Annotated in this window: 24 protein-coding genes and 2 pseudogenes; 16 read left to right on the forward strand and 10 right to left on the reverse strand. The window is 74.8% G+C overall.

Annotated elements, in window-relative coordinates; genetic code table 11:
- Positions 1-1,233 (forward strand): ABC transporter substrate-binding protein, encoded by a 1,233-nt coding sequence (locus DMH08_RS01530; RefSeq protein ID WP_233617343.1) that lies wholly within the window; start codon positions 1-3, stop codon positions 1,231-1,233.
- Positions 1,234-1,569: 336 nt separating this feature from the next.
- Here DMH08_RS01530 and DMH08_RS42730 read toward each other — a convergent pair.
- Positions 1,570-1,683 (reverse strand): annotated as a pseudogene (locus DMH08_RS42730) (hypothetical protein); the annotation flags it as partial.
- A gap of 25 nt (positions 1,684-1,708) precedes the next feature.
- Positions 1,709-2,863, reverse strand: coding sequence for an acyl-CoA dehydrogenase family protein (locus DMH08_RS01540; RefSeq protein WP_125611159.1), 1,155 nt, complete (start codon positions 2,861-2,863; stop codon positions 1,709-1,711).
- Between the two features lie 115 nt (positions 2,864-2,978).
- On the opposite strand from DMH08_RS01540, the gene araB reads away from it, so the two are divergent.
- The 3 genes from araB (at position 2,979) to araA (ending at position 6,813) form a co-directional block, all read left to right on the forward strand.
- The gene (araB, locus tag DMH08_RS01545) at positions 2,979-4,604 is read left to right on the forward strand and encodes a ribulokinase (protein ID WP_233617350.1); all 1,626 of its coding nucleotides are present in this window, start codon (positions 2,979-2,981) and stop codon (positions 4,602-4,604) included.
- An 89-nt stretch (positions 4,605-4,693) separates the two neighbouring features.
- Positions 4,694-5,356, forward strand: a complete 663-nt coding sequence (locus DMH08_RS01550; protein ID WP_026405068.1) for an L-ribulose-5-phosphate 4-epimerase — start codon at positions 4,694-4,696, stop codon at positions 5,354-5,356.
- Positions 5,353-6,813: an L-arabinose isomerase gene (araA, locus tag DMH08_RS01555; RefSeq protein WP_125611163.1), complete on the forward strand. Its 1,461-nt coding sequence runs from the start codon at positions 5,353-5,355 to the stop codon at positions 6,811-6,813. Before DMH08_RS01550 ends, araA begins: the two co-directional genes overlap by 4 nt.
- 50 nt (positions 6,814-6,863) lie before the next feature.
- On the opposite strand, the gene DMH08_RS01560 is transcribed toward araA, so the two are convergent.
- Together DMH08_RS01560 and DMH08_RS01565 are read right to left on the reverse strand one after the other, a co-directional pair.
- Complete coding sequence (locus DMH08_RS01560) at positions 6,864-9,392, reverse strand: ABC transporter permease (RefSeq protein ID WP_125611165.1); 2,529 nt, start codon at positions 9,390-9,392, stop codon at positions 6,864-6,866.
- A 3-nt stretch (positions 9,393-9,395) separates the two neighbouring features.
- Entirely contained in the window at positions 9,396-10,226 is an 831-nt protein-coding gene (locus tag DMH08_RS01565) for an ABC transporter ATP-binding protein (RefSeq protein ID WP_199747566.1), read from the reverse strand.
- A gap of 202 nt (positions 10,227-10,428) precedes the next feature.
- Here DMH08_RS01565 and DMH08_RS01570 point away from each other — a divergent pair, with 202 nt between their 5' ends.
- Positions 10,429-10,839, forward strand: a complete 411-nt coding sequence (locus DMH08_RS01570; RefSeq protein WP_199747561.1) for a hypothetical protein — start codon at positions 10,429-10,431, stop codon at positions 10,837-10,839.
- Between the two features lie 146 nt (positions 10,840-10,985).
- Here DMH08_RS01570 and DMH08_RS01575 read toward each other — a convergent pair whose 3' ends face one another.
- Together DMH08_RS01575 and DMH08_RS01580 are read right to left on the reverse strand one after the other, a co-directional pair.
- Entirely contained in the window at positions 10,986-11,399 is a 414-nt protein-coding gene (locus tag DMH08_RS01575) for a rhodanese-like domain-containing protein (protein ID WP_051301353.1), read from the reverse strand.
- Complete coding sequence (locus tag DMH08_RS01580; RefSeq protein ID WP_233617345.1) at positions 11,393-11,863, reverse strand: cysteine dioxygenase; 471 nt, start codon at positions 11,861-11,863, stop codon at positions 11,393-11,395. The genes DMH08_RS01575 and DMH08_RS01580 overlap by 7 nt, the downstream gene beginning before the upstream one ends.
- A gap of 248 nt (positions 11,864-12,111) precedes the next feature.
- Here DMH08_RS01580 and DMH08_RS01585 point away from each other — a divergent pair, with 248 nt between their 5' ends.
- Entirely contained in the window at positions 12,112-13,218 is a 1,107-nt protein-coding gene (locus DMH08_RS01585; RefSeq protein WP_233617346.1) for a sulfite oxidase, read from the forward strand.
- Between the two features lie 133 nt (positions 13,219-13,351).
- Here DMH08_RS01585 and DMH08_RS01590 read toward each other — a convergent pair whose 3' ends face one another.
- The gene (locus DMH08_RS01590) at positions 13,352-14,257 is read right to left on the reverse strand and encodes a TauD/TfdA dioxygenase family protein (protein WP_026405063.1); all 906 of its coding nucleotides are present in this window, start codon (positions 14,255-14,257) and stop codon (positions 13,352-13,354) included.
- Positions 14,258-14,407: 150 nt separating this feature from the next.
- Between DMH08_RS01590 and DMH08_RS42735 the strand changes: the two genes are divergently transcribed.
- The 4 genes and pseudogenes from DMH08_RS42735 (at position 14,408) to DMH08_RS41365 (ending at position 17,153) form a co-directional block, all read left to right on the forward strand.
- Entirely contained in the window at positions 14,408-14,503 is a 96-nt protein-coding gene (locus DMH08_RS42735) for a putative leader peptide (protein WP_341849575.1), read from the forward strand.
- Positions 14,504-14,540: 37 nt separating this feature from the next.
- Positions 14,541-15,587 (forward strand): ABC transporter substrate-binding protein, encoded by a 1,047-nt coding sequence (locus DMH08_RS01595; RefSeq protein ID WP_125611171.1) that lies wholly within the window; start codon positions 14,541-14,543, stop codon positions 15,585-15,587.
- Positions 15,584-16,354, forward strand: a pseudogene (locus DMH08_RS01600) (ABC transporter ATP-binding protein); the annotation flags it as partial. The gene DMH08_RS01595 and the pseudogene DMH08_RS01600, both read left to right, overlap by 4 nt.
- Before the next feature lie 250 nt (positions 16,355-16,604).
- The gene (locus DMH08_RS41365) at positions 16,605-17,153 is read left to right on the forward strand and encodes an ABC transporter permease (protein WP_267898519.1); all 549 of its coding nucleotides are present in this window, start codon (positions 16,605-16,607) and stop codon (positions 17,151-17,153) included.
- Positions 17,154-17,641: 488 nt separating this feature from the next.
- On the opposite strand, the gene DMH08_RS01610 is transcribed toward DMH08_RS41365, so the two are convergent.
- Positions 17,642-18,046, reverse strand: a complete 405-nt coding sequence (locus tag DMH08_RS01610) for a roadblock/LC7 domain-containing protein (RefSeq protein WP_325052901.1) — start codon at positions 18,044-18,046, stop codon at positions 17,642-17,644.
- A 216-nt stretch (positions 18,047-18,262) separates the two neighbouring features.
- Here DMH08_RS01610 and DMH08_RS01615 point away from each other — a divergent pair, with 216 nt between their 5' ends.
- The 5 genes from DMH08_RS01615 (at position 18,263) to DMH08_RS01635 (ending at position 22,625) form a co-directional block, all read left to right on the forward strand.
- The gene (locus tag DMH08_RS01615) at positions 18,263-20,413 is read left to right on the forward strand and encodes a sensor histidine kinase (protein WP_125611175.1); all 2,151 of its coding nucleotides are present in this window, start codon (positions 18,263-18,265) and stop codon (positions 20,411-20,413) included.
- Positions 20,410-20,826, forward strand: coding sequence for a roadblock/LC7 domain-containing protein (locus tag DMH08_RS01620; RefSeq protein ID WP_034520680.1), 417 nt, complete (start codon positions 20,410-20,412; stop codon positions 20,824-20,826). Before DMH08_RS01615 ends, DMH08_RS01620 begins: the two co-directional genes overlap by 4 nt.
- Before the next feature lie 6 nt (positions 20,827-20,832).
- Positions 20,833-21,201, forward strand: coding sequence for a DUF742 domain-containing protein (locus DMH08_RS01625; RefSeq protein WP_026405057.1), 369 nt, complete (start codon positions 20,833-20,835; stop codon positions 21,199-21,201).
- A complete protein-coding gene (locus DMH08_RS01630; protein WP_125611177.1) occupies positions 21,182-21,793 on the forward strand; it encodes a GTP-binding protein in 612 nt (203 codons plus the stop codon). The genes DMH08_RS01625 and DMH08_RS01630 overlap by 20 nt, the downstream gene beginning before the upstream one ends.
- A 67-nt stretch (positions 21,794-21,860) precedes the next feature.
- On the forward strand, positions 21,861-22,625 hold the full coding sequence (locus tag DMH08_RS01635) for a glucose 1-dehydrogenase (protein WP_026405055.1): 765 nt from the start codon (positions 21,861-21,863) through the stop codon (positions 22,623-22,625).
- A gap of 137 nt (positions 22,626-22,762) precedes the next feature.
- On the opposite strand, the gene DMH08_RS01640 is transcribed toward DMH08_RS01635, so the two are convergent.
- Together DMH08_RS01640 and DMH08_RS01645 are read right to left on the reverse strand one after the other, a co-directional pair.
- Positions 22,763-23,644: an RNA polymerase sigma-70 factor gene (locus DMH08_RS01640; protein WP_125611179.1), complete on the reverse strand. Its 882-nt coding sequence runs from the start codon at positions 23,642-23,644 to the stop codon at positions 22,763-22,765.
- An 11-nt stretch (positions 23,645-23,655) separates the two neighbouring features.
- On the reverse strand, positions 23,656-24,795 hold the full coding sequence (locus DMH08_RS01645) for an NAD(P)/FAD-dependent oxidoreductase (protein WP_125611181.1): 1,140 nt from the start codon (positions 24,793-24,795) through the stop codon (positions 23,656-23,658).
- A gap of 112 nt (positions 24,796-24,907) precedes the next feature.
- Between DMH08_RS01645 and DMH08_RS01650 the strand changes: the two genes are divergently transcribed.
- Positions 24,908-26,377, forward strand: a complete 1,470-nt coding sequence (locus tag DMH08_RS01650; RefSeq protein WP_125611182.1) for an SDR family oxidoreductase — start codon at positions 24,908-24,910, stop codon at positions 26,375-26,377.
- Positions 26,378-26,379: the final 2 nt, after the last annotated feature.

Here is a 26,379-nt window from a genome sequence, read left to right on the forward strand (position 1 = left end):
ATGCGCCGAACGATGGGACGGACGGCCGCGGCGTCGGCGGCCGTGCTGCTGCTGGCGTCCGCGGCGGCCTGCGGCGGCCGGGACGACGGCGGCGGGAGCACCGCCGAGGGGCGCTGCGAAGGGCAGCAGACGACCGGCATCACCGACGAGGCGATCAAGCTCGGCGGCATCTACCCGCTGTCGGGCCCGGCGTCCGCGTACGGCGCCATCCCGAAGGGCATCGAAGCCTACTTCGACTACGTCAACGCCGAGAAGGGCGGCATCGACGGGCGCACCGTGGAGTTCGTCGTCCGCGACGACGGCTACCAGCCGCCGAAGGCCGTCGAGGAGGCGCGCCGGCTCGTCGAGCAGGAGCAGGTGTTCGCGCTGTTCCAGACCCTCGGCACCCCGTCGACCACCGCGACCTGGGACTACGCGAACCAGCGCAAGGTGCCGCAGGTGTTCGTGGCGACCGGCGCGTCGAAGTGGGGGACCGACGGCGAGCACCCGTGGACGATCGGGTGGCAGCCCAACTACGTCTCCGAGGCCCGCGTGTACGCGCAGTTCCTCAAGCAGGAGAAGCCGAACGCGAAGGTCGCCGTCCTGTTCCAGAACGACGACTTCGGCGAGGACCTCGTCGGGGGCTTCAAAAGGGCCGTCGAGGGCAGCGGCATCACGATCGTCCAGGAGGAGAGCTACGAGGTCTCCGACCCGAGCGTCGAGCCGCAGATGCGCGACCTCGCCGGGTCCGGCGCGGACGTCTTCCTCAACGTGACGACGCCGAAGTTCGGCTCCCAGGCCCTCGCCGCCGACGCGAAGATCGCCGACTGGAACCCGCTGCACATCGTCAACAACGTCGCCGCGTCCGTCACCGTCCTCGAACCGGTCGGGTTCGAGAACGTCCAGGGCGTCGTGTCCGCCACGTACTACAAGGACCCGAACGACCCGCAGTGGGCGAACGACCCGGAGATGCGGCTCTACCGGGCGAAGATGAAGCAGTACGTGCCGAACGCGGACCCGGCCGTCCCGTACCACGCGTTCGGGTGGGCCGTGGCGAGCAGCTTCCACCGGACGATGGACGCGGCCGAGTGCAAGACCCGCGAGGGGCTGCGCGACTCGATGCGCGACCTCGCGAACGTCCAGGTCCCGATGCTGCTGCCCGGCGTGACGATGCAGACCGGCGAGGGCGAGCATGCGGTCGTCTTGGTCGGGGGCGTCCGGGGGTGTGGGGACCAGGTAGCCGCCGACCCATGAGCGGAGCATGAGCAGGGCGCGCAGGCGGGCGTCGTCGGGGGCGAAGCCGAGGTCGCGCAGGCAGGCGGTGATGTGGCCGAGGAGGGCGCGGTCGGCGTGCCGGACGGCCTCCTCGGCCGCGGGCTCGCGCCGCGCCCACAGCCGCATCGCGCGGTCGACCGGCGCGATCTCGCGGCCGAGCGCCTGGACGCGGCGCAGCCGCTCGCGCGGGTCGGCGGTGGTGCCGAGCGCGAGCCCGAGCATCTCGTCCGTCCGCTCGTGCGCCCACCGGTCGAGCAGGGCCCGCACCAGCTCGGTGCGGTCCTTGAAGTGCCAGTAGAAGCTGCCCTTGGTGACGCCCAGGCGGGCCGCGAGCGCGTTGATCGTCACGCCGCGCTCGCCGGTGCGGGCCAGTTCCCCGTACGCGGCCTCGATCCAGTCCCGCCTGGACGCCTTCGTGCGGGCCGTCATCGCGCTCCCCCGATCGTTCGTGCGGTCACACGAGGTTGACCGGGCCGGGGTCCAGGCCGAGCTCGATCTTGCCCCAGAGCGCGTAGGACGCGTCCGGGTCGAACACCACGTGCCCGGAGATCGTATTCACATCGCGCTGCGCCCGCTGGAACGGCGAGTCGATGAGCTGGGTGCTCGCCCCGGCGGCGCCGCACAGGTCGTTGACGACGCGGCGGGCGGTCGCGACGACGTGGGCCGCGGCCAGCCGGGCGTTCGCGCGGCGGCGCAGGTCCGCGGCGTCGTCGCCGGACGCGGCGCCCAGCGCGTCCTCCAGCAGGAGCCGGGCGGCGCGCAGGTCGGCGGTCGCAGCGGCGAGCCGGATCTGGCCGCTCATCAGGTCGCGCTGCCGCTCGCCCGTGTACGACATCACCCGGCCCTCCATGCGCGCGCGGAAGCGGGCGAGCACCCCCTCCGCGGTGCCGAGGACGGGCGCCGCGCCGGCCAGCGCGAACACCGGGACCAGCGGCGTCCGGTACGGGACGCCCGGGTGGACGCGGGAGCCGGGGGAGCGGCCCTCGGCGAGGTCGGCCAGCGGCACCGACCGGTGCGCGGGGACGAACGCGCCCGCGACCTCGATGTCGTTGCTGCCGGTGCCGCGCATGCCGCTGGTGTGCCAGACGTCGTGGACGGCGACGTCGGCGCGGGGCAGCAGGAACAGGCGGGGCTCGATCCCGCCGCCGGCGGTGACGAGCGCGAGGACCATGACGTGGTCGGCGTGCATGACCCCGCTGCCCCACGACCAGCGGCCGGTGACCGTGTGGCCGCCGTCGACGGGTTCGGCGGTGCCGCTCGGGGCGAGGGTGCAGGGGATGAGGGCGTAGGGGCGCTCGGCCCACACCTCCTCCTGCGCCTTCTCGGGGAACAGCGCGACCATCCAGTTGTGCAACGTGTAGATGGCGGAGAGCCATCCGGTGGACGCGCAGCCCGCGCCGGCCTCGCGGCACGCGGCGGCCATCGTGGCGAAGCCGAGTTCGGCGCCGCCGAACCGCTTCGGGACGAGCGTGCCGAACAGGCCGGTGGCGGCCAGGTCGGCGATCGTCTCGTCGGGCAGCCGCCGCGCCTCCTCGGCGGCGCGGGCGCGGTCGGACAGCGCGGGCGCGAGGGCGCGCACGCGGGCGGTGACGTCATCTCCATACCCCATGGTACGGAACCATACTCCCGAGTATGGATGGTGTCCATGGGGGTTGACGGCGGCGCATGTTACCGGTCACAGTGACGACAGCGAGAGAGGGGACGGTGTGGGCGCAGACGCGTACGTGGTGGGAGTGGACTTCGGCACCCTGTCCGGACGGGCCGTGGTGGTGCGGGTCGCGGACGGCGCCGAACTCGGGAGCGCGGTCCACGAGTACGCCCACGGGGTGATCGAGGAGCGACTGCCCGGCGGCGGGCCGCGGCTCCCGCCCGACTGGGCCCTGCAGTCGCCCGAGGACTGGCGCGGCGTCCTGCGGGCCGCCGTCCCGGCGGCGGTGGCCGCGGCGGGCGTCGACCCGGCGGACGTCGCCGGCATCGGCACCGACTTCACCGCCTGCACCGTGCTGCCGGCGGCGGCCGACGGGACGCCGCTGTGCGAGCGGCACCCGGACCGCCCGCACGCCTGGCCCAAGCTGTGGAAGCACCACGCCGCCCAGCCGCACGCCGACCGGATCAACGCGCTCGCCGCCGAGCGGGGCGAGCCCTGGCTCGCCCGGTACGGCGGGAAGATCTCCGCCGAATGGGAGTGGGCCAAGGGCCTGCAGGTCCTCGAAGAGGACCCCGCGACGTACGCGGAGGCCGAACGCTGGATCGAGGCCGCCGACTGGATCGTCTGGCAGCTCACCGGCACCGAGTCCCGCAACGTCTGCACGGCCGGGTACAAAGGCATCCACCAGGACGGCCGGTACCCCTCCGCGGAGTTCGCCGCCGCCCTGAACCCGGACTTCGCGGACTTCACCGACAAGCTCGGGCACGACCTCGCGCCCCTCGGCGGCCTCGCCGGGCGGCTGACCGCCGAGGCCGCCGCCTGGACGGGCCTCCCCGCGGGCATCGCGGTCGCCGTCGGCAACGTGGACGCGCACGTCACGGCCGCCGCGGCGGACGCCGTCCGGCCCGGCCGGATGGTCGCCATCATGGGCACCTCCACCTGCCACGTCATGGCGTCCGACCGGCTCGCCGAGGTGCCGGGCATGTGCGGCGCGGTGCGCGACGGGATCGTCCCCGGGCTGTGGGGGTACGAGGCGGGCCAGTCGGGCGTCGGCGACATCTTCGGCTGGTTCGCCGAGACGTCCGTGCCCGCGTCCTACACCCGCGAGGCGGACGCCCGGGGGATGAGCGCCCACGAGTACCTCACCTCGCTCGCCGAGCGGCAGCGGGTCGGCGAGCACGGGCTCGTCGCGCTCGACTGGCACAACGGCAACCGGTCCGTGCTCGTCGACCACGACCTGTCCGGCGTGCTCGTCGGGCAGACGCTCGCGACCCGGCCCGAGGACGTCTACCGGGCGCTCATCGAGGCGACGGCGTTCGGCGCCCGGACGATCGTCGAGACGTTCGAGGCGTCCGGGGTGCCGGTCGAGGAGGTCGTCGTCGCGGGCGGGCTGCTCGGCAACCGGTTCCTCATGCAGGTGTACGCCGACGTGCTGCGCCGCCCCCTGTCGGCGATCGGCTCCGGCCAGGGGCCGGCGCTCGGCGCGGCGATCCACGCGGCCGTCGCCGCGGGCGCCCACCCCGACGTCACCGCCGCGGCCGCCGCCATGGGCCGGCGCGTCCCGGACGCGTTCGTCCCCGACCCGGACCGCGCCGACGCCTACGACCGGCTGTACGCCGAGTACCGCCGGCTGCACGACCACTTCGCGGACGGCGGCCTGCTGCACCGCCTCCGCGCGATCAGGAACGAGGCCGCCGCATGACCGAACGCAAGGAGCGAAGCGACTGGAGTGAAGGAATGCGGCCGCATTCGCCGGGGGGTGTGGGGGGTCGTTTCCCCACGGGGAAAAGGATGACCGACGAAGAGCTCCGGGAGACCGTCTGCCGCCTGCACGCCGAACTCGTCCGCAACGACCTGGTCGCGTGGACGGCGGGCAACGTGTCCGGGCGGCTGCCCGGCGGCGACCGGTTCGCCATCAAGCCCAGCGGGGTGTCCTACGACGACCTGACGCCCGCGTCGATCGTCGTGTGCGACCTCGACGGGAACCTCGTCGAGGGGGAGCTGGCGCCGTCCAGCGACACCGCCGCGCACGCCTACGTGTACCGGCACATGCCGGACGTGAACGGGGTCGTGCACACGCACTCCACCTACGCGTCCGCGTGGGCGGCGCGCGGGGAGCCGATCCCGTGCGTGCTGACCGCGATGGCCGACGAGTTCGGCGGCGAGATCCCGGTGGGGCCGTTCGCGCTGATCGGCGGCGACGACATCGGCCGCGGCGTCGTCGCCACGCTGCGCGGCCACCGGTCGAAGGCCGTGCTGATGCGCAACCACGGCGTCTTCACGGTCGGCGACTCCCCGAAGGCCGCCGTCAAGGCCGCGGTGATGTGCGAGGACGTCGCCCGCACCGTGCACGTGTCGCGGCAGCTCGGCGAGCCGCTGCCGATCGCGCGGGCCGACGTCGACCGCCTGTACGACCGCTACCAGAACGTCTACGGGCAGAGGAGCACGCGATGACGGCATGGTTCCTGACCGGCAGCCAGGGGCTGTACGGCGCGGACACGCTGCGGCAGGTGGCCGAGCAGTCCCGGCGGATCGCGGACGCCCTGCCGATCGGCGTCGAGTGGAAGCCGGTGCTCACCGACGCGGCGTCCATCCGCCGCGTCATGCTGGAGGCGAACGCGGACGACGCCTGCACCGGCGTGATCGCGTGGATGCACACGTTCTCCCCGGCGAAGATGTGGATCGCGGGCCTGGACGCGCTGCGCAAGCCGCTGCTGCACCTGCACACGCAGGCGAACGTGGAGCTGCCGTGGAGCTCCATCGACATGGACTTCATGAACCTCAACCAGGCCGCCCACGGCGACCGCGAGTTCGCGCACGTCCAGACCCGGCTGGGCGTCGCCCGCAAGACCGTGGCGGGGCACGTCACCGACCCGTCCACGGCGTCCCGGATCGAGGCGTGGGCGCGGGCCGCCGCCGGCGCCGCGGCGCTGCGCACGATGCGGCTCGCCCGCTTCGGCGACAACATGCGCGACGTCGCGGTCACCGAGGGCGACAAGGTCGAGGCGCAGCTCCGCTTCGGCGTCTCGGTCAACACCTACGCCGTGAACGACCTGGTCGCGGCGGTGGACGCGGTCGCCGACGCGGGCGCGGCGGCGCTGGCCGCCGAGTACGAGGACGCCTACGACGTCGCCCCCGAGCTGCGCGCGGGCGGCGACCGGCACGCGTCGCTGCGCTACGCCGCCCGCATCGAGCTGGGGCTGCGCGGGTTCCTCGCGGACGGCGGCTTCACGGCCTTCACCACCAACTTCGAGGACCTCGGCGGGCTCCGCCAGCTCCCCGGCCTGGCCGTCCAGCGGCTCATGGCGGACGGCCACGGGTTCGGCGGCGAGGGCGACTGGAAGACGGCCGCGCTGCTGCGGGCCCTCAAGGCGATGGCGCCGGGCGGCGGCACCTCGTTCATGGAGGACTACACCTACAACCTGGTGCCGGGGGAGCAGCTCATCCTCGGCGCCCACATGCTGGAGGTCTGCCCGTCGATCGCCGCGGGCACGCCGTCCTGCGAGATCCACCCGCTCGGCATCGGCGGCCGCGAGGACCCCGTGCGCCTGGTGTTCGACGCCGAGCCCGGCCCCGGGATCGTCGTGGGCCTCGCCGACCTCGGCGACCGGTTCCGGCTGGTCGCGAACGAGATCGACGTGGTCGTCCCGCCGCCGCTGCCGAACCTGCCGGTGGCGCGGGCCGTCTGGCGGCCGCGCCCCGACCTGGCGACGTCCACGGAGTCGTGGCTCACCGCCGGGGGCCCGCACCACACCGTCCTGTCCACGGCGGTCGGCGCCGAGGAGCTCACCGACCTGGCCGAGATGCTCGGTGTCGAACTCGCCGTCATCGACGCCGGCACGACCACGGCGCGGTTCGCGAAGGAGCTCCGCTGGAACCAGGCGTACCACCGCCTGGCCCAGGGCTTCTGACGCCGGACGCCCCGGGGGCACGGCCCCCCCGGGGCGCGGCGCGCGGCCGGCTACTCGCGGATGCCGATGCCCTCGACCGGGCGGGTGCGGCGCAGCAGCCGGCCGATCGGCAGCATCGTGGCGACCAGCGCGAGCGCCGCGGTCCCGCCGACGATCACGACCCATCCGAGCGCCGGGACGTACGGGACGCGCTGCCCGGCGATCGCGTTGACGATCGAGGAGAGGGTGACCGCCGCGATCGCCGCGCCGATCCCGATCGACACGCCCAGCAGCGTGGCCTGCTCGGCGTGGACCATCCGCTTCGCCTGCCCGGTCGTCACCCCGACCAGGCGCAGCAGCGACAGCTCCCGGGTCCGGGCCAGCGCCGCCATGACGAGGGTGTTGGCGGCGGCGAGCACCGCGTAGCCGACGAGCACGGCGATCAGCATCTTGTTGAGCCAGGCGCTGATCTCCAGGTCCTTCGCGAGCTCCCCGGTGAGCCGGTCGGTGCTCGTCACGGCGCTCGCTGGGTACGCGCGGGCCAGCTCCGCCAGGGCCGGGCCCGCGTCGGCGCCGGGGGCGGTGCGGATCAGGACGTGGTCGTTCAGCCCGGACGCGGTGTGGCCGGCGAGCGTCGCGTTGCTCAGCGTGACGTCCCCGAACCCGAAGCCCCGCTCGTACACGGCGACGACCTTCAGCGTGACGGGCGTCCCGTCGCCGAGCCAGAACCGCGCGTCCCCGCCGACCTCCCACTTGGACGTGCCCGCCTGCGACGACGACACCGCGACCGTCCCGTCCCGCAGGTCGGCGAGGCTGCCCTCGGTGACGTCCAGGTCCATGGTCTCGGCGGCCCCCCGCGGGTCGACGCCCTGCGCGACGACCGCCATGCCCTCGCCCATGAACGGGACGATCACGGACGTGCGGCGCACGCCGGTCGCGGCGACCACGCCGGGGATCCGGCGGGCGTCCTCCGACGCCGCCGCGGGCAGCCCGGCGCCGCCGACGAGCGCGTGCTGCGCGACCGTCCCGTCCCGGCTCTGCTCGACCGTCTGGCGCTGCAGGTTGTCCTGGAGGAACCAGACGGTGCCGCCGAACCCGACGGACAGGACGAGCGCGGTCAGCACGGCGACCATGCCGCGGGCGTTCGCCCGCAGGTTCGCGGCGGCGAGGTACCCGCTGTCGCGCCACACCAGCCGCAGCACCGGCGCCGCGGCGGCCGCGGCGGCCCGGTTGATCCACGGCGCCAGCAGCGCGACCGCCAGCACGAACGTGTACAGCATGCCGACCGCGGCGCCCATGGCCGTCTGCCCGTTCGCGCCGCCCGTGACGAAGATCAGGACGACGCCGCCGCCGAGGCACGCCACGCCGAAGATGACCCGGATCTGGCCGCCGAGCCCGCGCTCGACCGCGGCCTCGCCGAGCGCCTCGGTGGGCCGGATCGCGGCGGTCCGCTGCGCGGCGATCCCCGCGGACAGCAGTGCGACGGCCGCCACGGCCGCGACCGCCGCGGGCGCGGCGAGCAGCCCGCCGCTCGCGGTGTAGGTGACGGGCACGAACCCGCGGTCGACCAGTTCGCCCCCCACCCAGCGGGCGGCGGCGAGGCCGCAGGGGACGCCCACCACCGCCGCGAGCGCCGCCAGCATCCCCGTCTCGCCGAGGATCAGCGCCCGCACCTGGCCCGGGGCGGCCGCGATCGCGCGCAGCAGGGCGAGGTCGCGGCGGCGGTACCGCACCGACAGCCCGACCGTCGCGGCGACCACGAACCCGATGATCAGCGCGGCGTAGCCGGCGAACGCGCCGCCGGCCTGCACGAGCAGGTCGCGCGCCGCGCCCACCTCCGGCTGCTCCGCGATGCCCCGGTCGTCCCCCGCGTACGCCGTCGCGCCGGCGCCGTCCGCGACCTTGCGCACCCCGGCCAGGACGGCCGCCGGGTCGGCGCCGCGCTCGGCGAGGACGCCGACCGCGTCGACGCGGCGCGGGTCGGGGTCGAGCCGGGCGGCCAGCGCGTCGGTGAAGAACAGCGCCGCCGCCACGCCGCGGGTCTCGCCCGCGTCGACGACGCCGCTCACGGTGAACCGGTGCGCCGTCCCGCCGGCGACGACGGTCGCGGCCGAACCGGGACGCAGCCGTCCGGCCTCGGCGATCCGGGCGTCCACGGCGATCTCGCCGTCCGTCCGCGGCGGCGCGCCGGACACCACCCGGTACGGGGCGAGCGCCGCGCTGCCCCAGCCGTGCCCCTGGGCGGGCACCTCCGGGGCGTCCGCGGCCGCGGCGGGGATCGAGCGGTCGGCGACCGCGCGCGCCACGCCCGGCACCCCGGCGAGCCGCCGCACCAGCTCGCTCGGGACGCCGCCGGGCTCGGGCAGCGGCAGCGTGGCGGTCTCGGTCTCGCCGAACATCTCGTTGGTGATGGTGAGGTCCCGCTGCGCGACGACGGCGGTCGCGGCGGCGTACCGCTGCGGCTGCCCCTTGTACCGGAGCCCCGATTCCACGAGGACGCCGCACACGGTGAGGACGGTGACGCCCGCGGCGAGCGCGAGGAACGTCGCCGCGAACGTCCCCTTGCGGTGCCGGAGCATCTGCAGTGCGAGCCGGAGCACGGTTCAGCCCTCCCGGTGCGCGGCGGGGCGGCGGCCGAGGTTCGCGAGCTGCTCCGCGATCCGCTGGACGCCCGGCCGCGGCAGGTCCGAGACGATGCGGCCGTCGGCGAGGACCACGACCCGGTCGGCGTAGGACGCGGCGACCGGGTCGTGGGTCACCATGATCACGGTCTGCCCGGTGTCGTCGACGGCCGCCCGCAGCAGCGCCAGCACCTCGGCGGCGGTCTGCGTGTCGAGCGCGCCGGTCGGCTCGTCGCAGAAGACCACCTCCGGCCGGGTGGCGAGCGCGCGGGCGATGGCGACCCGCTGCTGCTGCCCGCCCGACAGCTCCGCCGGGCGGTGCCGCAGCCGCTCGCCCAGCCCGACCCGGTCGATCACCTCGGCGAGCCACGCCGGCTCCGGGCGCCGGCCCGACAGCCGTCCGGGCAGCAGGATGTTCTGCTCCACGGTGAGCGCGCCGACCAGGTTGAACGCCTGGAATACGAACCCCACCCGGTCGCGGCGCAGCTTCGTCAGCTGCTTCTCCGACATCGTCGACAGGTCCGTGCCGCCGATCCGGACCCGGCCCGCGTCCGGCCGGTCCAGGCCGGCCGCGCAGTGCAGCAGGGTGCTCTTGCCGGATCCGGACGGCCCCATCACCGCCGTCATCGTCCCCCGGCGGAACCGGGTGTCGACGCCGTGGAGCGCCACGACGGGCTGCTCGCCGCCGTAGGTCTTGCGGACGCCTTCGACGCTGACGGCGCAGTCGGCCGGGAACGAGCCGGCCGGAGCCGTCCCGCCCGGAGCCGTGCCGACCGCGGGCGTGCCGGCCGCGGGCGTGCCGGCTGGGGTCATTGACATGGTGCGGGTGCCTTCCAGGGGAGTCTTGTCCGACGCCCTTCGACGCTAGGGAGGCCGCTCACCGGGGACAATGCAGCCAGTTGCCCACCTGGAGTAGTGCAGGCACTACCGCGCACCGCGGACCCGGGTACGCCCCGCGCGGAGATGAGTATCCGTACTCAGTCGGCCGGGGCGCGTCCGGCGGGACCATGAACGCATGACGACACGAGCGCCGAAGCGGGCCGCGTTCGAGGCGGCGGCCTTCCTCCTCCTGGCCGCGGCGGCCGCCGCGAACTGGGCCGCCTGGCTCGGCTGGGACCAGCGCCGCGACGTGCATCCCGACGGCAGCGAGACCGGCCCCTACCAGCCGTGGCAGGTCGCCGGCCTGGTCCTGGTCCTCGTCGCGCTGACCGTCGCCGCGGCGGCCTTCCGCCATCCCGTCACCGCCGCCGCCGCGCCCGTCCTCGGCACCATGGCCGCGCTGTGCGCCGACTGGTCGGACGACGCGACGGGGCTCTGGGCGGTCGGCGCCCTGATGGCGTCCGCCGGCCTCTTCACCGGCGCGGTCGTCACGACCGCCGTGGTCCGGGCGGTGCGCGACCGGAGGGCCGGCGCCGCCCCGGCGTGACCGCGCGGTGACGCCGCGGGTCCGGTCCGGTCGCCGCGCCGTGTAGGAGGCCGGACCGGACCCGCGTTCCGGGGGAAGCCGCTCGGGCCGTCCGCACGACCCGGCGCTCCAGCGGGGCCGCCCCCGGAGCGGGGAGGCTCGTCCGGTCAGGACGAGCAGGGGACGGGCGCCGCCGGGCGCCCGGAGGAGGGGAGCCCGGCGGCCCGCCAGGCGCGGAACCCGCCGGCGACGTCGGTCGCGCGGGTCAGCCCGAGGTCCTGCAGGGACGCGGCCGCCAGGCTGGAGGTGTAGCCCTCCGAGCACAGCACGATCACCCGGACGCCGTGGCCGGCGGCCTGCGGGATCCGGGCGTCGGAGGCCGGGTCGAGGCGCCATTCCAGGACGTTGCGCTCGATCACCAGCGCGCCGGGCACGCTCCCCTCGGCGGCCCGCTGCGCCGCGGGCCGGATGTCGACCAGCAGCGCGCCCCGCCGCCACTCGTCGTGGGCCGACCGCGGATCGAGCCGCCGCAGCCGGGCGCGCGCCGCCGCGAGGACGTCGTCGATCGTCCGCGTCACCACCGGCCCGCCTCCTCGGTGGCGAGCCGGACGAGGCGTCCGTCGACGAGGTCGTAGCGGTTCATGGACGCCAGCGGCGGCGCGTACGCGTGGACGCTGATCGCCGGGGCGGTGGAGGCGTTGCGGACCTCGTGCACGTAGTCGGCGCCGAAGGCGCGGGACTCGCCCGCCGCCAGCCGGCGGGCCGCGCCGGGGTCGCGCTCCTCGAGCGTGCCGAGCGCGACGGCGAAGGCGCCGCGCGAGCCGCCGTGGTCGTGCAGCCCGGTGGACTGGCCCGGGAGCCAGCTGATCAGCCAGATCTCGTGGTCGTCGTCGCGGTGCAGCCGCTCGTACCAGCGGCCCTGCGGGTCGAGCCGCACGCGCGGCAGCCACGCGTCGGGGTTCGCGGCCAGTTCCGCGACCGTCGTGGACAGTTCCGCGATCGCGGTGGGCCGGGCCGCCTCAGGGGCGGCCGTGCTCGTCGTCACTTGCCGGGGTCCTCTCCGTTCCGTTCCGTTCCGCGTGCCGTGCCCGGCCGCCGGCCGGGCAGGGCGGACACAGGCCGCTCGCGAGCCGTCCGAGGTCCAGGTGCGGTCGTCGCCACAGAGGCGGATCCCGATGCATGGCGGCATCCTCGCGCATGTTTCCCACTAAGTCAATCGGAATAAGCGAGATAGCATGTCGCGCCGGTGGGCAAGCGTCAGAGAAGACCGCCCCGGACGAGGAGTGGTGGATCATGCGGAAGACTCGGCAGGCGAGCGGCATCCTCAAGCCGGTGCCGTCGGACCTGTTCGTCGTGCACGGACCCAACGCGGAGATGCGCTGGGACGCCATGCCCGGCCAAGGGCTCCTGGTGCCCAACGACCGCTTCTTCGTGCGCAACCACACCCGGACGCCGTTGATCGACGCGCGGACGTGGCGGCTGCGCCTGTTCGGCACCGGGCTGCGGGGCGCCCCGACGCGCGCCCGGGCCGTGGAGTTCGGCTACGCGGACCTGCTCGACATGCCGTCCCGCACCCTGGACGCGGTGATCGAGTGCGCCGGGAACGGCCGCGCCCTGTTCGAGCGCCAGCAGGGCGCCGCCAAGCCGGGCATCCCCTGGCACCTGGGCGCCGTCGGCGCCGCACGCTGGCGCGGGGTCCCGCTGGCGGCCGTCCTGGAGCGCGCCGGGCTCCGCCCCGAGGCGGTGGACGTGCTCCCGGCCGGGCTCGACCCGGCGTACCGCGTCGACGGCGAGGACTTCGGGCCCGTGCGCCGGCCGCTGCCCGTCGGCAAGGCCCTGGACGACGTCCTGGTGGCGTACGAGATGAACGGGGAGCCGCTGCCGCCCGACCACGGGTTCCCGGCCAGGCTGGTGGTGCCCGGCTGGGTGGGGGTCGCGTCGATCAAGTGGCTGGGGGAGATCGAGGTCGCCGACCGGCCGCTGTCGTCGCCGTGGACGACCCGCTTCTACCGGATGGCCGGTCCCGGGTACCCGGCCGCCGGCGGGCCCCCGCTGGCGGAGCAGGTCGCCAAGAGCGCCTTCGAGCTGCCCTGGGACGCGCGCGTGCCGCTCGGCCGCCCGGTCGTCCTGACCGGCCGGTCGTGGGCGCCGCACGGACCGGTGCGGGCGGTCGAGGTCAGCGTGGACGGCGGGGCGACCTGGCGGCCCGCGCGCCTGCGGGAGGGCGGCGCCGTGTGGTGCCGCTGGGAGGTCGAGTGGTGTCCCGACCGGACGGGCCCGGTCACGCTCGCCGCCCGCGCCGTCGACGCGGCGGGGGTCCGCCAGCCCGCCGCGGCGGCCCCCAACGACGACGGGTACCTGTTCGACGCGGCCGTCCAGCACCGCGTCCAGGTGGCGTAACCCCCTCCCGGAACGGCGTCACCGCAGGTCGGGGGGTGCAGGGAACCGCGCGGACGGTCCGGCGGTTCGGCCGGGCCGTCCGCGCGGGACCGGTGCCCACCCCGCCCCGGGCCCGCGCGGACGGAGTTCGCGGTCAGGCCGCGGCGACCTTCGGCGTGTAGTGCGCCGCGTCGTCGCCCTCGACGAGGTAGCTGCCCCGCCCGTCCACGCCGACGGGGACGTCGCCCGCGACGGTGACGCGGTGCAGGCGGCGCGGGAGGTCGCCGTAGTCGTCCGGGGCGTAGTGCTGGGTGATGCGGTTGTCGAACACGATGACGTCGCCCGGCTCCCAGACCCAGCGCAGCACGTTCTCCGGGCGGGTCACGTACGACTGGAGGATGTCGAGGATCGCGCGGCCCTCCTTGCCCGGCAGGCCCACGATGCTCTGCGCGAAGCCGCCGATGAACAGGTTCCGCTCGCCCGACTCGGGGTGGACCCGCACCACGGGGTGGGCGGTCTTCCACGTGCGCGACACGAACGCCTTGCGGTGCTCGGCCCGCTTGTCCGGGTCGGCGCCGGACTCCACGGGGGTGATGTAGTCGTAGTCGTTGGTGTGGACGGCCCAGAGCCGGTCGGCGAACGCGCGCAGCTCCTCCGGCAGGTCGCGGTAGGCGGCGGCGCTGTTCGCGATGAGGGTGTTGCCGCCGTAGGGCGGGATGACGAGCCCGCGCAGGGTGCTGATCTTCGGCGGGGTCCGCACGAACGTGACGTCGGTGTGCCAGTGGTTGGCGCGCGACGTCTCGCCGTCGACCGGCAGGACCTCCCGCCGGCCGTCGACGCCGGGGACGGTCGGGTGCGCGCCGGTCAGCTCGCCGAACTTGGCGGCGAACGCGAGCTGGCCCTCGTCGGTGAGGTCCTGGCCGCGGAAGCCCAGGACCTTGTGCTCCAGCAGGGCCTCGCTGATCTCGCCGAAGACCCGGTCGGACACCTCGCGGAGGTCGACGCCGACGACCTCCGCGCCGATGCGGCCGCCGATCTTGCGCACGTCGAATTCGGACACGGCTTACCTCTCTCTCAGGGAGCAGGGGGGACGGTCCGTCCAGCGAAGCACGCCCCCCGCGAGTCGGTCAACTATTCCTACTTGTGAAGTAGGAAATATTTCCTATCAAAGCTGTTGACTTAGTAGGGAACGTGATCGATAGTCGCAACCGTGACTCCCCACCACTCGCTCCGCGACGCGCTCACCGCGCGCCTGTACGTCGACCTCCGGCGCCAGGCCGGCGCCCTGTGTCGCCCCGCCACCTGACGAACCCGCAGTACAGGCGTCCAGGGAAAGGGCATTCTTGAGCAGCATCACGGGAACCACACGCCGGCGCTTCCTCGCGACACTCTCGGCCGCCGCGGCCGGCGCGCCGCTCGCCCCGCTCGCGGCCGGCTGCGGCAGGGCGTCCGGGCGGGCGCGCCGCACCGGCACCCTCCGCTACCAGGGCTGGACCGGGACGGTCACGCTCCCCGAACTCGCGGCCGACCTCGGCTTCCTCGGCGACGTCGCGCTGGAGTGGGTCGGCAACACCGGCAGCGGGCCGCAGGACGTCCAGACCGCCGCCACCGGCCAGATCGACTTCGGCGGCGCGTTCAACGGCGCGTCCGTCAAACTCCAGGAGGCCGGCGCGCCGCTGACGTCCGTCATCGGCTACTACGGCACCGACGCGAAGTACTACCAGGGCTTCTTCGTCCTGGAAGGCAGCCCGATCAAGAACCCGCGGGACCTCCTCGGCAAGAAGGTCGGCATGAACACCCTCGGCGGCCACTCACAGGCCGTCCTCGACCTCTACCTGCGGGGCAGGGGACTCACCGCCGCCGAGGTCGCCGAGGTCCGCCCGATCGCGCTGCCGCCGGTCGCCACGGAGCAGGCGCTCCGCCAGGGCCAGATCGACGTGGCGGCGCTCGCCGGGATCTTCCAGGAGAAGGCGAAGGACAACGGCGGCGTCCGCCCGCTGTTCCGCGACGTCGACTTCCTCGGCCCGTTCACCGCGGGCTCGTACGTCTTTCGGGACGACTTCATCGAGCGCAACCCCGACACCGTGCGGGCCTTCACCGCGGGCGTCGCCAGGACGATCGAGTGGTCGCGGGAGCGCCCGCGCGAGGAGGTCGTCGCCCACCTGACGCGGATCCTGGAGGCCCGCGGCCGCAACGAGACCGGCGACGCGCTCCGGTACTGGCTGTCGTGGGGCGTCGCGGGGAAGGGCGGCGTGATGAGCGACCGGGAGTTCACCACCTGGAGCGACTGGCTCGCCGAGGTCGGCCAGATCCCCGAGGCCACGGTCGCGCCCGGCGACCTCTACACCAACGAGTTCAACCCGTACGCGGCCGGAGGGGGCACGCGGTGACCGCCAAGATCAGCATCACCGGGGTCGGCAAGAGCTTCCCCGTCCGGGGCGGCGGCGGGTTCCCCGCCCTGCGCGGCGTCTCCCTCGACGTCGCCGAAGGCGAGTTCCTCACCGTCGTCGGGCCGAGCGGCTGCGGCAAGTCCACGCTCCTCGACCTGATCGGCGGCCTCACCCGGCCCACCGCCGGCCGCGTCGAGATCGACGGCACCGAGGTCACCGGCCCCGCGCTCGACCGCGGCATCGTCTTCCAGCAGTACGCGCTGCTCCCGTGGCGCACCGCCCGCCGCAACGTCGAGTTCGGGCTGGAGGCCAAGGGCGTCGGCCGCCGCGAGCGCGCCGAGATCGCCCGCGCCCACCTCGACCTCGTCGGCCTGTCCGGCTTCGAGGACCGCTACCCGCACGAGCTGTCCGGCGGCATGAAGCAGCGGGTCGCGATCGCCCGCAGCCTCGCCTACGACCCCGGCGTCCTGCTGATGGACGAGCCGTTCGCCGCGCTCGACGCCCAGACCCGCGAGGCGCTGCAGGACGAACTCGTCCGCATCTGGTCGGCGACCGGCAAGACCATCGTGTTCATCACGCACGGCATCGACGAGGCCGTCTACCTGGGCGGACGCGTCGCCGTCATGACCGCGCGCCCCGGCCGGATCAAGGAGGTCGTCGGCATCGGCCTCGGCCCCCGCGACGCGCACGCCGACCTGCGCTCCGCCCCCGAGTTCGCGGCGTACCGGCACGCGGTCTGGTCGCTGCTCCGGGACGAGGTCCGCGCCGTCCCGCCCCGCGTCCCGTCCGGCCCGCCGGATCGGCGCCGCCGCGGCCCGCGCCGCCCGCGGCACCGTCGCGATCGCCGCGTTCCTCGCCCTCTGGGAGGCCGCGCCCCGCGCGAACCTCGTCGACCCGATCTTCCTGCCGCCGCTCTCCGAGGTCCTGCCCGCGCTGGGGGACCTCGCCGCGAGCGGACGGCTGTGGGAGAACGCCCGCGCCAGCATCGTCCGCTCCCTCGCCGGGTTCGGGCTGGCGATCGCGGCCGCCGTCCCGCTCGGCCTGCTGATCGGCTGGTACCGGACGGTCGCCGACCTGCTCAACCCGCTGCTGGAGGTGTTCCGCAACACGGCCGCGATCGCGCTGCTGCCGGTCTTCGTCCTGATCCTCGGCATCGGCGAGACGTCGAAGGTGGCGATCGTCCTGTACGCGTGCGCGTGGCCGATCCTGCTCAACACCATCGGCGCCGTCCGCACGGTCGACCCGACGCTGATCCGGTCGGCGCGCTCGCTCGGGCTGCCCGCGGTGCGCGTCTTCCAGAAGGTCGTCCTGCCCGCCGCCGTCCCGGCGATCTTCACCGGGATCCGGCTGGCCGGGTCGACGTCCGTCCTGGTGATGATCGTCGCGGAGATGGTCGGCGCGAAGGAGGGGCTCGGCTTCCTGGTCGGCTCGTCGCAGCAGAACTTCGCGATCCACGAGATGTACGCGGGCATCATCGCGATCTCCGTGCTCGGGCTGGTGTTCAACTACCTGCTCGTCCTGCTCGAGCGCCGCCTCACCCGCCGGCGCCCCGCCGCCTCGGACTGAGCGCCCGTCCGGCCGGACGGGCGCGGCGGGACGTGCCGGCGGGGCTTCGGATGGGGCCGACGGCACAGGGTCAAGGTCTGGAGTCACGGCACGCGAATGCGGTGACGCGGCAAAGACGAGGGGAGGAGTTCCGGCGCGGACGTCTCGGCCGGTCCGGCGGATCGCGGAGCCCGAGGCAACCTTTCCGGACGTTCTCCGGCGCCGGTGGCCGGTCACTGACCTGCGCTATCGAATGCGGTCGGGAAAGGCATCGACGGTTCGGGCATTCCGGTTCAACGCCGTTGGCCCGATCCATTCGGCATGATCAGCTACGGTGGTGCCGTTTCGTTTTACCGGTTGCTTTGGACCGTTCCTTGACGTCGGTCATGACGAAACGGCGTGAGAGCGGGGTTGTGCACGCGAAAGCAAAATCATTCGACCCGTCCGCCGTTCGGCCCCGCCGGGGGAGTCGCCCCCCGGCGGCCGGGCGGTGCCGTCCCGGGGCGGGGTCAGCTCCCGCGGGGGCGGGTCGCGAGGTGCTCGCCGACCCGCCGGACGAGGGTGGCCATCTCGTAGCTGATCTGCGCCGGATCGACGGTGGCGTCGCTCATCACGGTCAGCGAGGCGCCCTCGCCCGCGGCGGTGACGAACAGGAACGCCCCGCTCATCTCGATGATCGTCTGGCGCACCTCGCTCGCACCGAACTGGGTCCGCGCGCCGTGCGCGAGGCTCTGCAGGCCGGCGGCCAGCGCGGACAGGTAGTCGGCGTCCGCGCGGTCCAGGCCGGAGGACGCCCCCAGCAGCAGCCCGTCCGCGGACTGCAGAACCGCCCTTGTGACCTGCGGCACGCGTTCGACGAGTCCGTCGATCAGCCAGTCCAGCCGGTCGGAAGATTCGCCGAGCAGGGATGTCACGAGAGTTTCTCCTCTTCGGGGCGGGGGCGGGGTCGGCCGACCCTTCGGATGATTCCATCCCAGGACGATCCGTATCCACTCAACCTGGCGACAGCTGATCAAAATGGTGGCTATGGTGTCCCCCGTTCCAGCCCGGCTTCGCACCGAAGGTAAGAGAGACGGCCAGATGACCGACGTGATCACCGACGTGCCCGTTCCGCACGGTGGCAACGCCCGGTGAAAAGCCCCCGCCGGCGCTCGATCCGGTTCTCGCTCTACGGCCTGCTCGTCATTCCCATGGTGTCGCTGGTCACGCTGTGGGCGTTCGCGGCGCAGGGCGTCGCGTCCGAGGCGTTCCAGCAGCGCAACATCGACACGGCCAACGAGATCTACGGCTACGCCGTCCAGCCGATGCTGGTCACCCTGGCGCAGGAGCGCCAGGAGTCGGTGGTGTGGCTGAGCGGCGGCGGGCGCCTGCCGCGCACGTCGATGGACGCCGTCCGCGGGAAGATGGACGGCACGATCGTGCGGATGAACGAGGCCGCGCGCTCCGACGAGTTCCAGGACACGCTGAACGGCCCGATGAAGTCGCGGCTCTCGGTGCTGATCGGCAAGCTCAACGAGATCGGGAAGATCCGGGAGCAGGTCGACTCCGGGGCGCTGACCAAGCTCACGGCCTTTGAGGCGTACAACGACGTCGTCGACGCCCACTTCCGGTTCATCTACCTGCTGGTCGCCGACAACGGGTACCAGCAGGCGTACCACCTGACCGGCATGTCGCGGGCCATCGAGCTGGCCGGGCGCGAGGCGGCGCTGGTCGGCGGCGTGCTGGTCGGCGGCGGCCGGGCGACCCCCGCCGAGCACACCGCGATCACCCGGCTGGTGTTCGAGCGCCGCTACCTGGAGACCTCCAGCCTCTCCGAGTTCACCGCGGCCAACGGCGCGCCCTTCGAGCGGGCGCTGGCGTCCGCCGCCGCGAAGGGCTTCACCGGCGCCGAGAACCGCGTCCTCGCGACGCGGCCCGGGGCGCGGCTGCGGCTCACCCCGGACGCGTGGACGGCGTCCGCGGGCGGCTACATCAAGGCGCTGGACGGCGCCCTCGGCACGTCGCGGATGGTGCTGGCCGCCGACGCGAAGAAGACCTCCGACGCGACGCTGCTGCGGCTCGCGCTCGTCGGCGGCATCGGCCTGCTCGCCATCGTCCTCACCGCGGTGCTCATGCTCCGGTTCGGCCGCCGGATCGGCCGCGACCTGCGGGACCTGCAGGCCGCGGCGCACACGCTGGCCGAGCAGCGGCTGCCCGGGGTGGTCGACCGGCTGAAGCGGGGCGACGAGGTCGACGTGGCGGTGGAGGCCCCGCCGCTGGAGGTGGGCCGGACGGCCGAGGTGTTCGACGTCGCGACCACGTTCTCGACCGTCCAGCGCACCGCCGTGGAGGCCGCCGTCGGCCAGGCCGAACTGCGCCGGGCCGTCAACAAGGTCTTCCAGAACCTGGCCCGCCGCAACCAGTCGCTGCTGCACCGCCAGCTGTCGATGCTGGACACGCTGGAGCGCAAGGCGTCCGACCCGGACGCCCTGGCCGACCTGTTCGCCATCGACCACCTCACCACCCGCATGCGGCGGCACGCCGAGGGCCTGATCATCCTGTCCGGCGCCGCCCCCGGCCGCGGCTGGCGCCGCCCGGTCCGCGTGCTGGACGTGCTGCGCGGCGCCGTCGGCGAGATCGAGGACTACGCCCGCGTCGAGGTGGTCAGCACGGCGGAGGAGTCGATCGTCGGCTCCGCCGTCGCCGACGTGATCCACCTGCTCGCCGAGCTGATCGAGAACGCGGCGACCCTGTCGCCCCCGAACACCCCGGTCGAGGTCGACGCCGGGCCGGTGGGCCAGGGCCTCGTGGTGGAGGTCCAGGACCGCGGCCTAGGCATGGACCCGGACAAGCTCGCCGCCGTCAACCGGCAGCTCGCCCGCGAGCCGGAGTTCGACCTGACCGACGGCGAGCGGCTCGGCCTGTTCGTCGTCGGCAGCCTCGCGCACCGCCACGGCATCAAGGTGGCGCTGGAGCCGAACGCCTACGGCGGCCTCAAGACGATCGTGCTGCTGCCGCACGCGATCGTCGTGTCGGCGGACCGCGCGGCGGAGGAGGACGCGGCCCCGGACGGCCCGGCGCCGGAGGCCGCCGAGGCCGACCGGCCCGCGGCCGTGCCGGAGCCCGCCGGACGGCACCGCGCGGAGGAGCCCGAACCGGCGCCCCGCCCCGGACGGCACAGCGCGCCCGCCCGGGCCCGCTCGGTTATGGCGTCGATGCAGAGCGGCTGGCAGCGCGGGCGCGCCGAGCCGCTGCCGCCGGACCCGGCGGCGGAACCGACCGAGGAGGAAGGGGAGCGATGACCGCGGCACCGATCACCGAAGGGGAGGTGCTCCGGCTCCTCGACGGCATGGTGCGCCGTGCGGCGCCGCTGCGCGGCGCGGTCCTGCTGTCCAACGACGGGCTGGTCGTGGGGGCGTCCTCCGGGCTCGGCCGGGAGGAGTCCGAGCACCTCGCCGCGCTGGTCTCGGGCGTGCAGGGGCTCGCCCGCGGCGCGTGCCGCCGGTTCGCGGGCGGCGAGCTGCTGCAGAGCGTCATCGAGCTGGACACGATGCTGGTGTTCATGAACCCCGCCGGCGACCGGGCGTCCCTGGTCGCGATGGGGCCGCCGGACGTCGACGCCGGCGCGGTCGCGTACGAGATGACCGAGCTGGCCGAGCGGTTCGCCGAGCGCCCGCCGGTCCTGCCCCGGCTGTCGGTGCCGGGCCCGGGGTGAGCCGGGGTGAGCGATGACCGGTGGCTCGACGGCGACGCGGGACCCGTCGTCCGCCCCTACACCCTGACGCGCGGGCGGACCCGGCTCCGGGACGACACCCTCGACCTGATCTCCGTCCTGGAGGCCACCGGCGTGCCGGTCCCGGCGCGGTCGCGGCTGGCCCCGGAGCACCGGCGGCTGCTGGAGATCTGCCGGCGGTCGATCACCTTCGCCGACCTGACGTCGGAGATCGACCTGCCCGTCGGCGTCGTGCGCGTCCTGGTCGACGACCTGCGTGATGAGAATCTGCTCAGGGTGCTGAAGCCGACCCCGGCCGGCGACGTCCCGGATGAGCTCGTACTAAGGAAGCTGCTGAATGGTCTCCGTGCACTCTGACACCGAGCTCTCCGGCCGGGACGCGCCGGCCGCCGGCCGGCCGATCGCCGCGAAGATCCTCGTCGCGGGCGGCTTCGGGGTCGGCAAGACCACGATGGTCGGCTCGATCAGCGAGATCCGCCCGCTGCGCACCGAGGAGATGCTCACCGACCGCGGCGCGGGCGTCGACGACACCACCGGCGTGAGCGGCAAGACCAGCACGACCGTCGCCATGGACTTCGGCCGGATCACCATGCAGGACGACCTGGTGCTGTACCTGTTCGGCACGCCGGGGCAGGAGCGGTTCTGGTTCATGTGGGACGAGCTGGCGCTCGGCGCGATCGGCGCGGTGGTGCTGGCCGACGTGCGCCGCCTCGCCGACTGCTTCGCCGCCGTCGACTACTTCGAGGACCGCGGCACCCCGTTCATGGTCGCGGTGAACTGCTTCGAGGGCGCCGAGCGCAAAGACCCCCGGGACGTGCGGATCGCGCTCGACCTGGAGGAGCACGTCCCGCTGCTGCTGTGCGACGTCCGCAGCCGGGACTCCGCCAGGGACGTGCTGATCACGATGATCGAGCACGTGCTCACCACGACCACGGGCGCGCGGTCCTGAGCGCGCCGCCGGCGCCGTCCCCCACGTGGCGGGCCGTTCCCCCAACCCCTTCCCCTAGGAGCTGACAGTGCCTACGAAGCTCGCCGGCAAGTCCGTCCTCGTCACCGGTGCCGCGCAGGGCATCGGCGCCGCGACCGCGCGGCTGCTCGCCGAGCGCGGCGCCCGCGTCGTGGTCGCCGACATCAACGAGGACGGCGGGCGGGAGACCGCGGCCGCGATCGCGAAGGACGGCGGCGAGGCGCTGTTCGTGCGCGCCGACATCACGTCGGGCGCCGACATGGAGGCCGCGGTCCGCGCGGCGGTGGACGCCTACGGGCGGCTCGACTGCGCGGTCAACAACGCGGGCGTCGAGGAGCAGGGCGCGGCGCTGCACGAGATCACCGAGGACGCCTGGGACCGGCTGGTCGCGGTGAACCTCAAGGGCGTCTGGCTGTCGATGAAGTACGAGATCCGGCAGATGCTCGCGCAGGGCGGCGGCACGATCGCGAACATGGCGTCGGTCGCGGGGCTGGTGGGCCTGCCGCTCGGCATCTCCGACTACTCGGCGACCAAGGGCGGCGTCGTGGCGATGACGCGCACCGCCGCCATCGAGTACGTCCGGCAGGGCATCCGGGTCAACGCGGTCTGCCCGGGCGTCGTCCGCACCCCGCTGCTCGACCAGGCGATCCAGGGCGGCATGTTCACCCCGGAGGAGGCCGCCGCGCTGCACCCGACCGGCGTCCTGATCGACCCGGAGGACGTCGCCGAGACGTTCGCGTTCCTGTGCTCGGACGCGTCCCGGCACATCACGGGCCAGTCCATCGCCGTCGACTGCGGCATGTCGGCCGGCTGACCGCCCCGGCCGCCGGACCCGGCCGCCGGACCCGGCCGCCGGACCCGGCCGCCGGACCCGGCCGCCGGGCCCGGCCGCCGGGCCCGGCGGCCGGGCCCGCGCGCGGCGCGGCCCGGCGGCGGTCCCGCCCGCGGCGGCTACGCCGACCGCAGGGCGAGCGGGGTCCCGCCCGCGACGTGCCGCAGCTTCGCGGGGTTCCGGACGTAGTACAGGCCCGCGACGCGGCCGTCCTCGACCCGCACCGCCATGACGCCGTCCAGCTCCCCGTCCAGCCGCACCAGCAGCGCCGGGCCCCCGTTGACCGTCGCCGGCTCGCAGGTGAGCGCGCCCTCCAGCCCGCCGCGGTAGAAGGCGATCAGCCGGTCGGCGCCCACGACCGGCTCCGGCGCGGCCTGCTTCACGCCGCCGCCGTCGCTCAGCAGGACGACGTCCGGCGCGAGCACGTCGAGCAGCTCCTGCGGGTCGCCGGTCTCCAGCGCCCGCCGGAACGACTCCACGGCCGCCCGGTTCTCCGCCGCGGACACCGCCCGGAGCGGGCGCCGCGCCGCGACGTGCCGGCGCGCCCGGTGCGCGATCTGCCGCACCGCCGCCGGGCTCTTGCCCACCGCCGCGGCGATCTCGCCGTAGCCGACGTCGAACACCTCGCGCAGCACGAACACCGCCCGCTCCGTCGGCGCGAGGCGCTCCAGGACGACCAGCATCGCCATCGACACGCTCTCCGCGAGCTCGACGTCGTCGGCGACGTCCGGCGCGGTGAGGACCGGCTCGGGCAGCCACTGCCCCACGTACGCCTCCCGGCGGCGCTTCAGCGCGCGCAGCCGGTTGAGCGCCTGCCGGGTGGTGATCCGCACCAGGTAGGCGCGCCGGTCCGCCACCCGCTCCGCGTCGACCCCGGCCCACCGCAGCCACGTCTCCTGCAGGACGTCCTCGGCGTCGGCGGCCGACCCGAGCATCCCGTACGCGACGGTGAACAGCAGGTTCCGGTGGGCGACGAACGTCTCCGTCGAACTCGCGTCCACGACCGCCCCCTTCAGCGGACCGCCGCGCCGGCGGCCGGCGGCCGACGCCGCGAAGCGTCCTTGACCGGCCAGGTGTGCGAACCGGGCGCGCGCGCCTCCTTCGCGAGCTGCTTGACCGGGCTGGCGCACGCGCTCTCCTTCAGTCTCGCGCCCAGCCGGCCGCCCACGTGGAACCACGTCGCGGTGTCGTCGCGGTGGGCGAGCTGGAACACCCCGGCGCGGCGGCCGAGGCTGACGCACATCGCGGCGATGCCCTTGCCGAACTCCTTTGGGGCCTCGCCCGCGATCCGGGCGAGCACCGTGTCGGCGGCGTGCGAGCCCAGCGGCAGCGCCGCCTGGCAGCTCATCCGCAGCGGCGCGCCCGACGGCGCCGCGGCGTCCCCGGCCGCGACGATGCGCACGTCGTCCACGCTGGTCAGCGTCTCGTCGGTGGCGAGGCGGCCCGCGGCGTCGGTGGTCAGCCCGCTGCGCGCGGCCAGGTCCGGCACGGCGAACCCGGCCGCCCACACCGGCACCGCGCCCGGCAGCTCCCGCCCGTCCGAGAGCCGCACAACGCCCCGGTCCACCGACGTCGCCACCGCCTCCTCCAGTACCGTCACGCCCAGCTTCGCCAGCTCCCGGGCCACCGCGCGCCGCCCCCGCGGATGCAGGTACGGGCCGAGCCGGCCGCCGCAGACGAGCGTCACGTCCCGTCCCGTCTCCGCCAGTTCGGCGGCCGTCTCGATGCCGAGCGGCCCGCCGCCCACGACCGTCGCCGAGTCCGCGCCGGCGACCGCGTCCCGCAGCCGTCCCGCCTCCTCCAGGCTCGCGACCGGGTACGCGAACCCGGCCGCGCCGGGCACGCCCGGGGCCGCGCCGCTGCCGACCGCGTAGACGAGGTAGTCGTACTCCAGGACGGCGCCGTCCGCCAGCACCACGCGGCACCGGTCCGCGTCGATCGCCGCCGCGGTGCCGACCACCAGCCGGACGCCGTCCGCGAGGACGTCCCCGAAGTCGGCCACCGCGTCGCCGGTCCCGGCCGCGAGCCGGTGCAGCCGGACCCGCTCGACGAACCGCGGGCGCGGATTGACCAGCGTCACGTCCGCCCGCTGCGTCAACCGGTCGGCGGCCATGACTCCCGCGTACCCGCCGCCGATCACGACCACGTGCATGATGTCTCCCTCCGTCGCGCTCACCCTCTAGACACCGCCCGGCCCGCGCCCGTGACATCCGGGCGCCGGACCGGCGGTGCTTGCACCGCCCGGCACCGGGTACGGAGGGACGATGTTCCTGGTCACGGGCGCGGGCGGATACATCGGCGGGCGGCTGGTGCCCGAACTGCTGCGCGCCGGACGCCCGGTGCGGTGCATGGCCCGGTCGGCGCGGCGGCTCCGCGACCACCCGTGGGCCGCCGACGTGGAGATCGCCGAGGCCGACGCGACCGACCCCGAGTCGACGCGCCGCGCCCTGGCCGGGGTGGACGTCGCCTACTACCTCATCCACGCGCTCGGCCACGGGAAGTTCGCCGACACCGACCGCCGGGCCGCGCGCACGTTCGCCGCCGCGGCCCGCGACGCGGGCGTCCGCCGGCTCGTCTACCTGGGCGGCATGGAACCCGCCGAGGACCCGTCGCCGCACCTGCGGTCCCGCGCCGAGGTGGGCCGCATCCTGCTGGACGCGGGCGTTCCCGCCGTCTGGCTGCGCGCCGCGGTGATCATCGGGTCGGGGTCGGCGTCGTTCGAGATGCTCCGCTACCTGACCGAGCGGCTGCCGGTGATGACCACCCCGCGCTGGGTGCACTCCCGGATCCAGCCGATCGCGATCCGGGACGTCCTGCACTACCTCGTCGCCGCCGCCGACCTGCCCGCCGACGTGAGCCGCGGCTTCGACATCGGCGGCCCGGACGTGCTCACCTACGCCGGGATGATGCGCCGCTACGCGGCCGTCGCCGGGCTGCGGCCGCGGCTGATCGTCCCGGTCCCGGTGCTGAGCCCGCGGCTGTCGAGCCTGTGGGTCGGCGCGATCACGCCCGTGCCCGGGGGCCTCGCGCGCCCGCTGGTGGAGTCGCTGCGCAACGAGGTGGTCTGCCGCGAGCACGACATCGACCGGTACGTCCCGCCCCCGCCGGACGGCCCGACCGGCTTCGACCGCGCGGTGGCGCTCGCGCTGCGCCGCGTCCGGGACGCCGACGTCGCCACCCGCTGGTCGTCGGCGAGCGTCCCCGGCGCCCCCAGCGACCCGCTGCCCACCGACCCCGACTGGGCCGGGGGCAGCCTGTACACCGACGAGCGGGCGTGCGAGGCGGACGTCCCGGCCGAGCGGCTGTGGACGGTCGTCGAGGGGATCGGCGGCGAGCGCGGCTGGTACTCGTTCCCGGCCGCCTGGCGCGTCCGGGGCCTGCTGGACCGGCTGGTCGGCGGGGTGGGCCTGCGGCGCGGCCGCCGCGACCCGCACCGGCTGCGGATCGGCGAGACCGTCGACTTCTGGCGCGTCGAGGAGATCGAGCCCCGCCGGCTGCTGCGGCTGCGCGCGGAGATGCGGCTGCCCGGCCTCGCCTGGCTGGAACTGGGCGTCGAGGAGCGCGACGGCCGCACCCGCTACACGCAGCGCGCCCTCTTCCACCCGCGCGGGCTGGCCGGCCACCTCTACTGGTGGGCCTTCAAGCCGTTCCACGACCGCGTGTTCGGCGGCATGTGCCGGGGCGTCGTCCGGGCCGCCGAGGAACCCGCCCGCGAGGGCGCGCGGGCGGGGTGAGC

Origin of the sequence: Actinomadura sp. WAC 06369 (genome assembly GCF_003947565.1) — a bacterium.
GTDB classification, from domain to species: domain Bacteria; phylum Actinomycetota; class Actinomycetes; order Streptosporangiales; family Streptosporangiaceae; genus Spirillospora; species Spirillospora rifamycini.